Raw genomic sequence first — 13,793 nt, 5'->3', positions numbered from 1 at the left:
GCTGCGGTGTTGGTGCGGCCGGATCTCCGCGCGCGGTTCTGGCCGGGCTGGCGAGTGGCTGGCTCCTGTCGGTGGGTGGCTGGCAAGGTGCAGCGGACCGCTGCGGCGTGGGTGCTGCTGGTTGACGGCGGGTTGTCGGTTGCTTCGCCAGCGGCGTTCCTGCGGCCGGATCTCCCCGCGCGGCTCCTGCCGGGCTAGCGAGTGGCTGGCTCCTGTCGGTGGGTGGCCGACAAGGTGCAGCCGACTGCCGCGGCGTAGGTGCTGCCGGTCGACGGCAGGCTGTCGATCGCTTCCCCGGCGGCGTCCCCGCGGCCAGATCTCCCCGCGCGGCTCCTGCCGGGCTAGCGAACGGCCGGCTCCCGTCGGCGGGTCGCCAGCAAAGTGCAGCCGACCGCCGCGGCGTAGGCGAGGGCGACGATCGTCATCGGGACGCTCAGCGACATCGTCGAGCCCGCGGTGAGCAGCGTGCCGAGCACCGCGGTGCCCAGTGCGCCGCCGGTTTGCCGGGCGGTGTTCAGCACTCCGGCGGCCAGCCCGGTGTGCTCCTCGGGCGGCGTTGACATCGCGACCGACGTCATCGCGGGCATCGCGATCGAGCAGCAGCACAGCACCACGCCGCCCGCCACCACCAGCGGCGGGGAACCGGCCGCGGCCAGCAGGACGGCGCCGAGTCCGGCGAGGCTGAAGCCGATCAGCATCGGGACCCGGGGGCCGAAACGCGCGGTGAGGCGTCCGCTCGCGGTGGCTCCGATGCCGATCGCGACGGTGAGCGGGAGCGTCAGCATGCCGGTCGCGAACGCGGACTGGTGCAGCGGTCCCTGCAGGTACAGCGACAGGCAGAGCAGGGTGCCGTAGAGGCAGAAGTTGAAGATCAGCCCGGCGGTGCTCGCGGCCGAGAACGGACGGGACGAGAAGATTTCCAGCGGCAGCATCGGATCGCGCCGGTGCCGCTCGACCAGGACGAACGCGAGCCCGGTCAGCAGGCCGGCGGCGATCAGCGGGAGGGCCCAGCCGGACTGGCCGACCTGGATCAGCCCGCCGGCGAGCGCGGACAGTGCGACGGTGCCGAGAACGAGCCCGTACGGGTCGAGGCGACGGTTCCCCGGCACCGATTCGACGACGTAACGGCTGGTCAGCACCACGGCGAGAACGGCGAACGGCACGTTGACCCAGAAGATCGCGCGCCAGTCGGCGAGCGCGATGAGCACCCCGCCCGCGACCGGGCCGGTCGCCAGGCCGATCGCCGCGATGCCGCCCCACAGGCCGAGCGCGTGCGCCCGTTCCCGGGGCTCGGGAAACTGCCGGACGATCAGCGCGAGGGAACACGGAAGCAGCGCCGCCGCGCCGACGCCCTGCACGGTCCGCGCGACGATCAGCACCGGAATGCTCGGCGCCAGCGAACACAGCGCGGATCCGACGCCGAACACGACCGTGCCCAGCACACAGACCCGCCGCGACCCGTAACGGTCGCCGAGCGAGCCAGCGGTGAGCATCCCGGCGGCGAGGGCGATGGTGTAGCTGGCGATCACCCACTGCTCGCCGCCCAGCCCGCCGCCGAGATCGCGCCGGATGGCTTCGACGGCGACGTTCACGACGGTCGCGTCCAGTTGGACGATGAAAAAAGCCAGGCACAGCGCGATCAGGGCGAGCCGTTGCCTGGGTGCGGTGGTGGTTGCGGTCACCAGGCGATGGTGGCCCGGGAAAGGTTCGGCGGGGGCCGAAGTGTCAGAGGTACGGCCGCTGCTTCCGCTTCTCGTCCGCATAAGCCGCGTAAGCCGCCCGCGTAGAGTCCAAATCGGACACTTCGCTCACCGGCACCTCCCACCACGCCGACCCGGGCGGATTGGGCGCGAGCGGATCGGTCTCCACATGCACGACCGTGGTCACCGGATTCGCCTTTGCCTGCTTCAGTGCCGCCTTGAATTCCTCCACAGTGGACGCTCGCAGCACTGTCGCGCCGAGGCTGGCCGCATTGGCAGCGAGATCGACTGGCAGCACGTCGCCGTCCAGCAAGCCACTGTCCGATCGATACCGGTAGGAAGTGCCGAACCGTTGCGAGCCAAGGGATTCCGACAGCGAACCGATCGACGCGAACCCGTGATTCTGCACCAGCACGATGATCACCTTGAGCCGTTCGGCGATCAACGTGACGATCTCCTGCGCCATCATCAGGTACGAGCCGTCGCCGACGAGCACGACCACCTCGCGATCCGGCGCGGCCAGCTTCGCCCCGACGCCGGCGGCGACCTCGTATCCCATGCAGGAGTACGCGTATTCCACGTGGTAGGACTTCGGATCCCTTGCCCGCCACAGCATTTGCAGGTCGCCGGGCATCGAGCCGGCCGCGTTGATCACCACGTCGCGGTCGTCGAGCGAGCGGTTCAGCGCGCCGAGGATCTCGGTTTGCGCGGGCAGGGAGCGGTGGCCGAGATCGAAGCAGGCGTCGGCGGTGCGGTTCCATTCGTCGGCGAGCTGCCGGGTCCGGTCGCGGTAGGCGGGGGAGACCTGCCAGCCGGACAACGCGGCCGTCAGGGCCTCCAGACCGCGCCGGGCGTCGGCGACCACCATTTCGGCGGAGTGTTTCGCGGCGTCGAACCGGGCGACGTTGAGGTTCACGAACCGCACGTCCGGGTTGCCGAACACGGTGTGCGACGCGGTGGTGAAGTCGCTGTAGCGGGTGCCGATGCCTAGCACGACGTCGGCTTCCGCGGCCAAAGCGTTCGCCGCGGAAGTGCCGGTGGAGCCGAGGCCGCCGACCGCGCACGGATGGTCCCACGGCACCGCGCCCTTGCCCGCGTGCGTGTCCGCGACCGGGATTCCCGTCGCGGCGGCGAACGCGCGCAGTTCCGGCCAGGCCTCGGAGTACACGACGCCGCCACCGGCGACGATCAGCGGTTTCGTCGCGGACCGCAGCAGTTCCGCGGCGCGCGCGACGGCTTCCGGAGCCGGTACCGGACGGTCGATGTGCCAGACGCGGCGGCGGAAGAAGTCCTCCGGCCAGTCGTGGGCTTCGGCCTGCACGTCTTGCGGCAGGGCGAGCGTGACGGCGCCGGTCTCGACTGGATCGGTCAGCACGCGCATCGCGGCGAGCGCGGCGGGGATCAGCTGTTCGGGCCGGGTGATCCGGTCGAAGTACTTCGACACCGGGCGGAACGCGTCATTCACCGAGACGTCGCCGTGGCGCGGGTCTTCCAGTTGCTGCAGCACCGGATCCGGGCCGCGACCGGCGAAGACGTCGCTGGGCAGCAGCAGGACCGGGAGCCGGTTCGTGGTCGCCAGCGCGGCACCGGTGATCATGTTCGTGGATCCGGGGCCGGTGGAGGCGGTGCAGGCGAAGGTCTGCAGCCGGTTGCGCATTTTCGCGAACGCGGTCGCGGCGTGGACCTGGCCCTGTTCGTTGCGGGCGAGGTAGTAGGGGAGCGTCCCGGTGTGCGCGGTCTGCAGCAGGGCCTGGCCGAGCCCGGCGACGTTGCCGTGGCCGAAAATCCCCCACACTCCGGGGATCAGCCGGTGTTCGACGCCATCGCGTTCGGAGTACTGGCTGGCCAGGAACCGCACCAGGGCTTGGGCGGTGGTGAGCCTCATCGCGGGCCTCCGAACGGCAGCCGCGGGTCGACGTCCTGGGTCTCCCAAGTCTGGCGCACCCAGGCGTGCGCGGGGTCGTCGCAGATCAGCCACGCCCGTTCGGGGCCGGGACCGGCCATCACGTTCAGGTAGTACAGGTCGTAGCCGGGCGCGGCCATCGACGGGCCGTGCCAGCCGTGCGGGATCAGCACGACGTCGCCGCTGCGGACCTCCTCCAGCACGTCGATCGGCCGCTCGTCGGTGCCGTAGACGCGCTGGTAGCCCATCCCGCCGCCGGCGACCTCGAAGTAGTAGATCTCCTCGAGTTCGCTCTCGCCCTCGCGCGCTTCGTCGTGCTTGTGCGGCGGATAGGACGACCAGTTCCCGCCCGGTGTGAGAACTTCACAGACGAGCAGTTGGTCGGCGTGAAAGGTGTGCGGCAGGCAGTAGTTGTTGACCTGACGGCTGCAGTTCCCCGCGCCGCGCAGCTCGGTCGGCACGCCGGACGCGGGGCCGTAGCGCGCGGGCAGCCGTTTCGACGTTTTCGCCGACGGCAGCGCGAACCTTCCCCGGCCGCTCACTACCGCTTCGGCATCCCTTGGCAGGTAAGCGAAATCGGTGACCGCGTCGAACACGCCGGTGCGCCCGGCCAGCTCGAACGTCTCCCCGTCGACCGACACCGAGCAGCTCCCGGACAGCGGGAGCACGAGCGTTTCCGCGTCGCCGGTGGCGACCGTCTCGGTGCCGTCGAGTTCCAGCACGCGCAGGCCGGAGAACCCCCACCCGGCCGATTCGGGAGTGATGATCAGGCTGAACGGGCCTTCTTGAGAACGGTTCACAGCAGCCCCACCGCCGTGTCGACCGCCTTTGCCACGTCGCCGTCGTGCGGATAGAGCAGCGAGCGTCCGACCACCAGGCCCTGCACGGTCGGCAATGCCAGTGCCTCCTGCCAGGACGCGAACGCCGCGTCCGGGTCCGTCACCTCGCCGCCGAGCAGCACGGCGGGCAGCGTCGAGGCGGCCAGCACCCGCTCCATGTCGGTGACCACCGGCAGCTTCAGCCAGGTGTAGGCCGACGACCGGCCGAGGCCGGACGCGATCGTGATGGACCGGATCACCGCCTCGGGGGAGAGGTCGTTCTTGATTTTCCCGTCTATCCATCCGGACAGGAACGGCTCGACCATCGCGACCAGTTTCCGGTCGGCGAGCGAGTCGATGGCCTTCGCGGTGTTCTCCAGGACGCTCGGCGTCGCCGGATCGTCCAGGCAGATCCGGGTGAGCATCTTTCCGCCGTCGAACCGCATGCGGGCGATGGTTTCCGCGTCGTAGCAGGCGAACCGGTCATCGATTTCGAAGCTCGACCCGGCCAGTCCGGTGCGGTTCATCGACCCGAGCACCGTCTTGCCGTCGAGGACGCCGAGCAGCAGCAGATCGTCGATCACGTCCGGGGTGGCCAGCACACCGGTCACGCCGGGACGTTCGAGCGCGAGACACAGCCGTTCCAGCAGTTCGCCGCGATCGGCCATCGCCAGCGGATCGGCCCCGACGGCATTCGCGCCGCGCGCGGGATGATCGGCCGCGATGATCATCGCCGCGCCCTTGTCGTTGAACGGCGATTTCGCCCGCACCCGCGCGGCGGCGGCCTCGGCGATCGCCTCCGGATCGCGCACCCGTTTGGCGACGATCCGCTCGACCGTGTTCATTCCGTCCCTCCGAGCTTCCGCAGCACCTGGTCCTCCGTCGGCATCGCGTCCGAGCAGGCGAGTTCCCCGGCGACGTGCGCGCCCGCGGCGTTCGCGAACCGCATGATCCGCTCGACGTCCCATCCGGACAGCAGCCCGTGCACCAGTGCGCCGCCGAACGCGTCGCCCGCGCCGAGCCCGTTGACCACCTCCACCGGCACCGGCGGCACCTCCACCTCGCCGGTGGCGTCCACCGCGAGCACGCCCTTCGGCCCCTGCTTCACCACCGCGAGCGAGATTCCCCGGCCCCGCAACGCTTTCGCGGCCTCCCGAGGTTCGTGGACGGCCACCGCGGTGTCGCATTCGTCGAGGTTGCCGACCGCGACCGTTGCGTGTTCCAGCGCCTTGCCGACCCATTCGCGCGCCTGCTCGCGGGAGTCCCAGAACATCGGCCGGTAGTCGAGGTCGAGCACGGTGATTCCGTTGCGGCCACGGGCTTCCAGCGCGGCGAGCGTGGCCGAGCGGCTCGGCTCCCGGGACAACCCGGTCACCGTCGCCCAGAAGACTTTCGCGGCGCGGATCGCGTCGAAGTCCAGGTCGTCGACCGCGATGTCCAGGTCGGGTGCCTTCGGGAAACGGTAGAAGTAGAGCGGGAAATCGTCCGGTGGGAATACTTCACAGAACGTCACCGGCGTCGGCAGCCGCGGCGAGGTGCCGACGAACCGGTCGTCCACGCCGAACCCGGCGAGCGCCCGGCGCAGGAACCGGCCGAACGGATCGTCGCCGGTCTTGGTGATCACCGCACTGCGCCGGCCGTACCGGGCGGCGGCGACCGCGACGTTGGTCGCGCTGCCGCCGAGGTATTTGCCGAACGAGGTGACGTCTTCCAGTCCGACGCCGGTCTGCAGCGGGTAGAGGTCCACCCCGATCCGGCCCATCGTGACGAGGTCGAACCCCGTGGTCATCGCGTCCTCCTCGCAGGCTGTGCCCCGACCGTGCCCCGCGCCCGCCGACTTTGTCAAGACATACGGACAAGGTCGGCCGGACGGGGTAGGCTGCGCCGATGAGCACCAGCCCGGCCTGGGATCCGGTCCGCGGGATCGCGGTGGACCCGGCGAGTCCCGAGCCGCTGTATTTCCAGGTCGCGCGCCAGTTGCACGCCGCGATCGACGACGGCCGCCTCCCCGCGGGCTCACGGCTGGCGAACGAACTGGACCTCGCGGCGGGCCTGCGGCTGTCCCGGCCGACGGTGCGCCAGGCGATCCAGTCGCTGGTGAACCAGGGGCTGCTGGTGCGCAAACGCGGCGTCGGCACCCAGGTGGTGCGCACGAAGGTCGCCCGGCCGCTGCGGCTGAGCAGCCTGTTCGACGACCTCACCGGGCTGGGCGAGACGCCGTCGTCCGAAGTGCTGGTCAACCGGCTGGAACCGGCCGACGCCGAGACGGCCGCGCTGCTGGAAGCCCCGGACCTGAAGGAGGTCCGGCGGCTGAAACGGATTCGCAGCACCGGCGGCGAACCGCTGGCGGTCATGAACAATTGCCTCCCGGACGGCATCCTCGACCCGGACGACGACGAGCTGCGTTCGCAAGGCCTGTACGAGCTGCTGCGACGGGTGGGGATCCGGCTGCATTCGGCGCAGCAGAGCATCGGCGCGCGGCTGGCGACCGAAGAGGATGCGGCGCTGCTGGACGAGTCGCCCGGTGCGGCGCTGTTGACCATGCAGCGCACCACGTACGACGAAACCGGCCGGGTGGTCGAGTATGGCTGGCATGTTTACCGGGCGTCGCGGTATTCGTTCAATCTTCCGCTGACGCACGGGCCGCAGTAGGAATCCCCCTGTGAGGACTGCAAAGCCACGGCTTCGACCGCGTGCGGGCGTTGCTTGACCTCCGAACGGGTCAACGCGCGTCGTCGGCGCGAGCGGCGAGCACGGTCAAGCGCAGCAGCTCCTGGCGGCGCTCAACCCCCGTGCCCGTGCGACGTGCCAGGCGATCGGCGTCAGGTCCTTGACCAGGGCTTGCGCCGCTGACCGGCTCCCCGCCTTCGATTCGTGCAGGGCGGTGTCCAGCCGCTCTCCGTCATCTTCCGATCCGGTCATGCGGCCCCGCCGCCCCGCCGGTCGCTGACTGTCCTTTTAGGACTCCCGCGTGAAGTCCGGCTTGCGGCGTTCGCGGTGCGAGGCGAGGCCTTCGCGGACCTCGGGACCGGCGAAACCGTAGAACTCCAGCGCCAGCGAGGTGTCGAAGATGGCGCCGGCGAGCTGGCGGTACCAGAGGTTGAGGCTCTGCTTGGTCAAGCGGATCGCGTTCGGCGCGCCGTTGGCCAGCTCGTGCGCGATCTCCCGCGCGGTCGGGAGCAGGCCGTCCTCCTCCTCGACGCACAGCGACACCAGCCCGATCCGCTCGGCCTCGGCTCCGGTCATCGGGCGGCAGGTCATCAGGTAGTACTTGGCCTTGGCCATGCCGCACAGCAGCGGCCAGCAGATCGCCGCGTGGTCGCCCGCCGCGACGCCGAGCCGGGTGTGCCCGTCGATGATCTTGGCATTGGCGGAGGCCACGGAAATGTCCGACAGCAGCCCGGCGACCAGTCCCGCGCCGACGGCCGGGCCGTGAATCGCGGACACGGTCGGCTTCGAGCAGTCGATGACGTTGTAAACCAGGTCACGAGCCTCGCGCATGGTGCGGGAACGGGCCTCGAAGTCGTTCGCCAGCTTCTCGACCAGGTCGAACGAGCCGCCCGCCGAGAACCCCTTGCCCTCGCCGCGCAGCAGGACGGCCTTCACCTCGGGGTCGCGGTCGAACTCGCGCCAGACGTCGGCGAGTTCGCCGTGCGCGGCTTCGCTGACCGCGTTGAGGTGCGGCGCGTCGAGGACCAGTTCGATGACGCCGTCCTCGTCCGGGCCGTCGACTCGCAGGTTCTCGAACTGTGCGTAGCGGCTCATGCAGTGTCCCTTCGGGTGTGATCGGTTCTCACTCGGCAAGTTCGACGGCGAGATTCGTGCTCGGGCCGGACGGGCCCAGCAGTTCGAGCGCGACGGAGCGGGCGCCCGGGCTGGTGCGCAGCTGTGCGGGCTGTCCGCAGAACAGCGGGGCCTGGTTGCGGTGGCTGATCCGGCGCACCCGTGCGGCGGGGGAGTCGAGCCGCAGCACCTCGGCCAGCGCCAGCGACATCAGCGGCCCGTGCACGACCAGCCCGGGATAGCCCTCGACGCGCGTCGCGTACGGCCAGTCGTAATGGATGCGATGCGCGTTCGCGGTGGCCGCGGAAAAGCGCATCAGCAGCGTCGGGTCGGTGACGAATTCCCAGGTCTGCCCGTCGGTGCGGCGGAACGGCGAACCCACTGGCTCCAGCGCGGCGGCGGTCTCCGGCACCGCGGGCGCGGCGGACGGTCCGGCCTCGCGGTAGAGCATGTCCTGGCGCTCCTCGACGTACGGCGTTCCGTCCATTCCGGACAATTCGGTGCGCACCTGGACGAGCACGAGTTTCCCGGAGCGGCCGGACTTCTCGGTGACGGAGTCCACAATGGAGCGCCGGTGCACCGTCTCGCCGACCTTCGGCGCGCGGTGGACCACGACCTCGCCGCCGGCGAACATCCGCCGGGGCAGGTTCACCGGGGGAAGGAAATCGCCGCGCACCGGATGGCCGTCGAGGTCGAGCGCGGACGACACCGGCCAGCGCGGGAGCGCGACCCAGTGCCACAGCGGCGGCAGCTCGTCGCCTTCCCGCGGGGCGGGGATCCCGTCGTCGAACAACGCGGCCAGCGCGGCGACCGGCCCGGCCTCGACGACGTCTTCGCCGGTGACGGCGCGCGGTTCCCAGGCTTCCGGTCCGGACATGGGGTTCCTCGGGTCTGTGTCGGGGCGGGGGCGTCCTTCGCTATGGACCACGAGGCGCGGTCGGCTGAATACTTTATCAGGAATGATCCGCTGGCCGGCACTGCCGAACGGCGGCCGCCCGCGGGAGGCCGCATGCGATACTTCCCCGGTACCGAAGTTCGCCGGACGGGGGAGAGGCGATGCCCGAGACCACGGGCGCGGGGCCGCGCCGCGGCGGTCCGGCGAACCTGAAAGCGCTGGCCGCGCACGAGATTCGCAAACGGGTCTTTTCCGGCCAGCTGCGCTCGGGCGCGAAAATCGACCAGGAGGCGCTGGCCGACGAGCTCGGCATCAGCAAGCTGCCGATCCGGGAAGCGCTGATCACGCTCGACCACGAGGGCGTGGTGGAGCACATCGCGCGGCGCGGTGCGTTCGTCGCGCGGATGACGCGGGACGACATCCGGGACCATTACCGGGTGTTCGGCGTGGTGTCGGGGCTGGCCGCGGAACGGGCGGCGAAGAATCTCTCGCCGGAAAGCCTGCAGGCGCTGCACGATCTGGCGGACCGGATGGAGTCCGAAGTGGATCGTGTCGAACAGGAACGGCTGAACTTCGAGTTCCACCGCCGGATCAACTACGCCGCCGATTCCCGCCGGTTGGTCTCGATCCTGGGCATCCTGGCGAAAACGGTGACACACGGGTTCTACGAGGCGCACGAGGACTGGCCGGAGAAGGCGCACGGCGACCACCGGAAGATCCTGAACGCGCTCAGTGCCCGGTCGGCTTCGCGGGCGCGGTCGGTGGTGGAGAAACACTTCGCGGACGGCGGCGAGCGGGCGGTCGCTTTGCTGGAGCAGCAAGGGTTCTGGGACCACTGACGTCAGCGCCGTCAGTGCCGCTTGAGCAACTGTGCCAAGTGGACACCGCGTACTCCGGCGAGCTGATCGGCTTGGGTGCGGCAGGAGAACCCGTCGGCGAGGAACACGGCGTCCGGGTTTTCCCGCAACGCCGGAAGGAGCGCGTTCTCCGCCACCGCAACGGAAACGTCGTAGTGGCCGCGCTCCATGCCGAAGTTTCCGGCCAGGCCGCAGCATCCGGCGAGAGTCCGGAGTTCCGCACCGGATGCTGCGAGCAGCGTTCGGTCGGCCTCGAAGCCCATCACCGAGTGGTGGTGGCAATGCGGCTGCGCGACCACGGTGACGCCGGACAGATCAGGCACTTGCCAGCCTTCTGTCTTGGCAAGAAGTTCGGCGAGTGTCGTGACCGCACCGGAAACCGCTTTGGCGTCCGGGTCGTCGGGGAACAGATCGAGCAGATCGGACCGCAGGACGGCGGTGCACGACGGTTCGACGCCGACGATCGGGAGCCCGGCCTGTGCGTAGGGCCGCAGCGTGTGCACGAGATCGCGGAGCTTCCGGCGCGCGGTGTCGAGCTGGCCGGTGGTGATCCAGGTGAGGCCGCAGCACGGCCGGTGCGGCGGGACGAGCACGCGGTACCCGGCGTCGGCGAGCACCGCGGCGACCGCCTCGGCGACGTCGGTGTCCATTCCGTCCGAAAAGGAATCCGCCCACAGCACCACTTCCGGGCCCTGGTCGCGGATCCTGCGCCGGGACCAGGTGAACGGACGACGAGCGAACTTCGGCGCCCGGCGTCGCGTGTCCACTCCGGACAGTGCTAAAAGGAGCTTCTCGACCGGCCGCAGCGACATCAGCGCGTTGACGACGACCGGGCCGAGCACCGGGATCCGGTGCAGCAGGCGGATCCAGTCCGGCAACCGGCCCAGCGTGTAATGCGACACCGGACGGACCCGATGCCGGTATTTCCGGTGCAGGGCTTCGGATTTGTACTGCGCCAGGTCCACTCCGGCCGGACAGTCGCTGCCGCACGCCTTGCAGGACAAGCACAGGTCGAGCGATTCGTGCACCGCATCGTCCGACCAGCCGGACACCAGCGAGCCGTTCGCGACCTCCTGCAGCACCCGGGCGCGGCCACGCGTGCTGTCCTTCTCGTCGCGAGTGGCCAAATAGGACGGACACATGAAACCACCGGCCGAACGGTTGTCGGCACGGCATTTCCCGACGCCGACGCAACGATGGACGGCGCGGGTGAAGTCGCCGCCGTCGTGCGAAAAGGAGAAACCGCCCGCGACGACGGGGAGCGGATGTGCTTGCGGGCGGCGAAGATCGGCGTCGAGCGGCTGTGGGCGGACGACGACACCCGGGTTGAGAAGGTCGTCGGGATCGAAGAGATTCTTGACCGCGCCGAACAACTCGATCGTTTCCGCCGAGTACATCCGCGGCAGCAGCTCTCCGCGCGCCCGGCCGTCGCCGTGCTCGCCGGAGAACGAGCCGCCGTAGCCGACGACCAGCTTCGCGGCGGCGGTCATGAACGCGCGGAACACCGACGCGTCGCGTTCCAGCGGCAGGCTGAGCCGGACGTGCACGCAGCCGTCGCCGAAGTGGCCGTACGGGAGCCCTTCGAGGCCGAATTCGTCCAGCAGAGCGTCGAAATCCCGCAGATACGCGCCGAGCCGTTCGGGCGGGACCGCGGCGTCTTCCCAACCGGGCCAAGCCTGCTCGCCGGCCGGGGTGCGCCCGGCCAGCCCGGCGCCGTCCTCGCGGATCCGCCACATCGCGGTGGCCTCGGGGCCTTGCGGTAACACGACGTGGTCGAGCGCGTGGGAATCTTTCACAAGGCGTTCGGCGTGGTGGCGGGCCTCGGTTTCAGTCTCGCCGCCGACCTCGATCATCAGCCAGCCGCCGCCTTCCGGGAGCGCGGGCACGGCGCCGCGATGGTTGCGGACCAGATCGACCAGCCGGGCGTCGAGCCCTTCGACCGCCAGCGGCCGGTGCGGCAGCAGGCCCGGCACCACGTCGCCGGCCGTCGCCATGTCCGGATAGCCGAGCACGACGAGCAGCCGCGCGGGGGAGATGTCGACCAGATCGACGGTCGCCTCCAGCGTGACGGCCAGCGTCCCCTCGGTGCCGACCAGTGCGCGGGCGAGCGACCGGCCGTTCTCCGGCAGCAGATGCTCCAGCGAATAGCCGGACACCTGACGGCTGAACCGGCCGAATTCGGTGCGCAGCAAGCTGAGCCGGGTCCCGATCAGCTCGGCGAGGCCGGGCACTGCGTCGGACGGACCCGCGGTGAACCGGCGTCCGGTGCCGTCGACCGCGCGCAGCTCGCGGACGTTGTCGGCGGTCCGGCCGTAGGCGATCGCGTGCGGGCCGCAAGCGTTGTTGCCGATCATGCCGCCGAGCGTCGCGCGGGCGTGCGTGGACGGGTCGGGGCCGAAGCGCAGCCCGTGCGGCGCGGCAGCGCGCTGAAGATCGGCGAGGACGACGCCAGGCTGCACGACCGCGGTCCGGGCCTTCGGGTCCAGGTCGACGATGCCGTTGAGATGCCGCGAAAAGTCGACGACCACACCCGGCCCGATCGCGTTGCCCGCGACCGACGTGCCCCCGCCGCGGCTGGTCAGCGGAACCCCGTGGCGGCGGGCGATCTCGAGCGTCGCGAGAACGTCGCCGGTCTCCCTCGGCAGCACGACGACCTGCGGGACGACACGGTAGTTGGACGCGTCAGTGGAGTACTCGGCGCGACGGCGGACGTCGGCGTGCACCTCGCCGCGGACGTTCGCGCGGAGGTCGGCGAGCAGATCGGTTTCGGTGGGCATCCCGGGTCTGAATTTAGGTGTTTGAAACAGTGCCGTCAATCCGTACGCTGACGCGATGACCTCGGGACGGCGAGGCCCGCCGCCGGAGCTGGCGCGGGTGCGGCGGGTGAGCGTGGTGGACTCGCTGGTCGAAGAAATGACCCGCAAGATCCTCGGCGGCGAATGGCCGGCCGGGACCGCACTGCCGTCGCTGCGCCACTTCGCGGCCTCGGCCGGGGTGTCGATGCTGACCGTCCGCGAGGCAGTCCGGACGCTGCAGGCGCGTGGCTGGGTCGAGACGCGCCAGGGTGTTGGAACGTTCGTGCTGGAGCCGGAGCCGTCCCGGTTCGTGCCGTGGCAGCTGGGCGCTTCGGATGTCGCGGAGTATCGGGAGCTGGTCGAGGCGAGGGAGGCGATCGAGTCGGCCATCATCGCGCTGGCCGCCCGGCGCCGGACTGCCGCGCAACTGGCGGTTTTGGCGGGGTTGGTGGATCGGATGGGTGCTGCTCGCACCGACCGGGACCGTTTTCTGGAGGCGGACGCGGAGTTCCACGTGGCGCTGGCGGAGGCGGCGCACAACCGGATTTTGCTGCGCAGCATGCTCGCGATCCGGGTTCCGTTGCGCCGGTTGATGGCGGATCGGCTGCTGAAGGAACTGGGCGAGCACGGGGACCTGACCCGGTCGTGGGAGGACCACCGGGCGATCGCGGAGGGGGTTCGGGCCGGGGATCCGGGTCCGGGGTGTGCGGCGCTGGGGCGGATTGTCTCGCGGGGACGGTCCTATGTGGACGAACTGGGCGGCTGAGCGGTCACGGTGACGGGAGGTCGTGAGTGCTTGTGCCGGTCAGTGTCCGCGATGTCCTGAGACACCAACTGTCGGCGATGTCGTGAGACTCAACGGCCGGTTCTAACCGGCACAAGCACTCACGAGAGCCGCGGGTTGCCACCGGCCGCTCGTCGTCGCACACGGACCGACCTACGGGCAGAGCGCGAGTTGGGGGCTTGTGAGTGGCTGTGCCGGTTCTAATACTCCAGCTGTAGTTCGTGATCTTGCTGGAGGGGGCTGGTGAGATGGGTGCGG

At 70.2% G+C, this 13,793-nt stretch carries 12 protein-coding genes; 4 read left to right on the top strand and 8 right to left on the bottom strand.

Annotated elements, in window-relative coordinates:
* Positions 1-75: 75 nt before the first annotated feature.
* A complete protein-coding gene (locus ACFSVL_RS37300) occupies positions 76-198 on the top strand; it encodes a hypothetical protein (RefSeq protein ID WP_378311326.1) in 123 nt (40 codons plus the stop codon).
* Positions 199-341: 143 nt separating this feature from the next.
* Here the strand turns inward: ACFSVL_RS37300 and ACFSVL_RS37295 are convergent, their stop codons facing one another.
* Genes ACFSVL_RS37295 through iolC form a run of 5 tightly spaced genes read right to left on the bottom strand, consistent with a single transcriptional unit; the run spans position 342 to position 6,210 of the window.
* On the bottom strand, positions 342-1,682 hold the full coding sequence (locus tag ACFSVL_RS37295) for an MFS transporter (protein ID WP_378311324.1): 1,341 nt from the start codon (positions 1,680-1,682) through the stop codon (positions 342-344).
* Positions 1,683-1,725: 43 nt separating this feature from the next.
* A complete protein-coding gene (iolD, locus tag ACFSVL_RS37290) occupies positions 1,726-3,585 on the bottom strand; it encodes a 3D-(3,5/4)-trihydroxycyclohexane-1,2-dione acylhydrolase (decyclizing) (RefSeq protein ID WP_378311322.1) in 1,860 nt (619 codons plus the stop codon).
* Positions 3,582-4,403 (bottom strand): 5-deoxy-glucuronate isomerase, encoded by an 822-nt coding sequence (gene iolB / locus ACFSVL_RS37285; protein WP_378311321.1) that lies wholly within the window; start codon positions 4,401-4,403, stop codon positions 3,582-3,584. The genes iolD and iolB overlap by 4 nt, the downstream gene beginning before the upstream one ends.
* Complete coding sequence (locus ACFSVL_RS37280) at positions 4,400-5,266, bottom strand: Cgl0159 family (beta/alpha)8-fold protein (RefSeq protein ID WP_378311319.1); 867 nt, start codon at positions 5,264-5,266, stop codon at positions 4,400-4,402. The genes iolB and ACFSVL_RS37280 overlap by 4 nt, the downstream gene beginning before the upstream one ends.
* Positions 5,263-6,210 (bottom strand): 5-dehydro-2-deoxygluconokinase, encoded by a 948-nt coding sequence (iolC, locus tag ACFSVL_RS37275; RefSeq protein WP_378311318.1) that lies wholly within the window; start codon positions 6,208-6,210, stop codon positions 5,263-5,265. Before iolC ends, ACFSVL_RS37280 begins: the two co-directional genes overlap by 4 nt.
* Before the next feature lie 98 nt (positions 6,211-6,308).
* Between iolC and ACFSVL_RS37270 the strand changes: the two genes are divergently transcribed.
* On the top strand, positions 6,309-7,073 hold the full coding sequence (locus tag ACFSVL_RS37270) for a GntR family transcriptional regulator (RefSeq protein WP_378311316.1): 765 nt from the start codon (positions 6,309-6,311) through the stop codon (positions 7,071-7,073).
* A gap of 306 nt (positions 7,074-7,379) precedes the next feature.
* Here ACFSVL_RS37270 and ACFSVL_RS37265 read toward each other — a convergent pair whose 3' ends face one another.
* Entirely contained in the window at positions 7,380-8,186 is an 807-nt protein-coding gene (locus tag ACFSVL_RS37265) for an enoyl-CoA hydratase/isomerase family protein (RefSeq protein WP_378311314.1), read from the bottom strand.
* 28 nt (positions 8,187-8,214) lie between these two features.
* The gene (locus ACFSVL_RS37260; RefSeq protein ID WP_378311312.1) at positions 8,215-9,081 is read right to left on the bottom strand and encodes an FAS1-like dehydratase domain-containing protein; all 867 of its coding nucleotides are present in this window, start codon (positions 9,079-9,081) and stop codon (positions 8,215-8,217) included.
* A 179-nt stretch (positions 9,082-9,260) separates the two neighbouring features.
* Between ACFSVL_RS37260 and ACFSVL_RS37255 the strand changes: the two genes are divergently transcribed.
* Entirely contained in the window at positions 9,261-9,938 is a 678-nt protein-coding gene (locus tag ACFSVL_RS37255; RefSeq protein WP_378311310.1) for a GntR family transcriptional regulator, read from the top strand.
* Between the two features lie 11 nt (positions 9,939-9,949).
* On the opposite strand, the gene ACFSVL_RS37250 is transcribed toward ACFSVL_RS37255, so the two are convergent.
* Complete coding sequence (locus ACFSVL_RS37250) at positions 9,950-12,733, bottom strand: FAD-binding and (Fe-S)-binding domain-containing protein (protein ID WP_378311309.1); 2,784 nt, start codon at positions 12,731-12,733, stop codon at positions 9,950-9,952.
* Positions 12,734-12,788: 55 nt separating this feature from the next.
* Between ACFSVL_RS37250 and ACFSVL_RS37245 the strand changes: the two genes are divergently transcribed.
* Positions 12,789-13,517: a FadR/GntR family transcriptional regulator gene (locus tag ACFSVL_RS37245; protein WP_378311307.1), complete on the top strand. Its 729-nt coding sequence runs from the start codon at positions 12,789-12,791 to the stop codon at positions 13,515-13,517.
* Positions 13,518-13,793 lie beyond the last annotated feature (276 nt).

This window comes from Amycolatopsis silviterrae (assembly GCF_042684085.1).
Lineage (GTDB): Bacteria > Actinomycetota > Actinomycetes > Mycobacteriales > Pseudonocardiaceae > Amycolatopsis > Amycolatopsis silviterrae.
The sequence above is the reverse complement of the archived record's forward strand: the minus strand, read 5'-3'. Positions and strand labels throughout refer to the sequence as shown.

Bases quoted from the DNA above. Each gene is read 5' to 3' on its own strand.
- ACFSVL_RS37245 (WP_378311307.1), top strand. From the start codon at position 12,789: ATGACCTCGGGACGGCGAGGCCCGCCGCCGGAGCTGGCGCGGGTGCGG.
- ACFSVL_RS37270 (WP_378311316.1), top strand. From the start codon at position 6,309: ATGAGCACCAGCCCGGCCTGGGATCCGGTCCGCGGGATCGCGGTGGAC.
- ACFSVL_RS37255 (WP_378311310.1), top strand. From the start codon at position 9,261: ATGCCCGAGACCACGGGCGCGGGGCCGCGCCGCGGCGGTCCGGCGAAC.
- iolD (WP_378311322.1), bottom strand. From the start codon at position 3,585: ATGAGGCTCACCACCGCCCAAGCCCTGGTGCGGTTCCTGGCCAGCCAG.
- iolC (WP_378311318.1), bottom strand. From the start codon at position 6,210: ATGACCACGGGGTTCGACCTCGTCACGATGGGCCGGATCGGGGTGGAC.
- ACFSVL_RS37265 (WP_378311314.1), bottom strand. From the start codon at position 8,186: ATGAGCCGCTACGCACAGTTCGAGAACCTGCGAGTCGACGGCCCGGAC.
- ACFSVL_RS37250 (WP_378311309.1), bottom strand. From the start codon at position 12,733: ATGCCCACCGAAACCGATCTGCTCGCCGACCTCCGCGCGAACGTCCGC.
- ACFSVL_RS37260 (WP_378311312.1), bottom strand. From the start codon at position 9,081: ATGTCCGGACCGGAAGCCTGGGAACCGCGCGCCGTCACCGGCGAAGAC.
- ACFSVL_RS37280 (WP_378311319.1), bottom strand. From the start codon at position 5,266: ATGAACACGGTCGAGCGGATCGTCGCCAAACGGGTGCGCGATCCGGAG.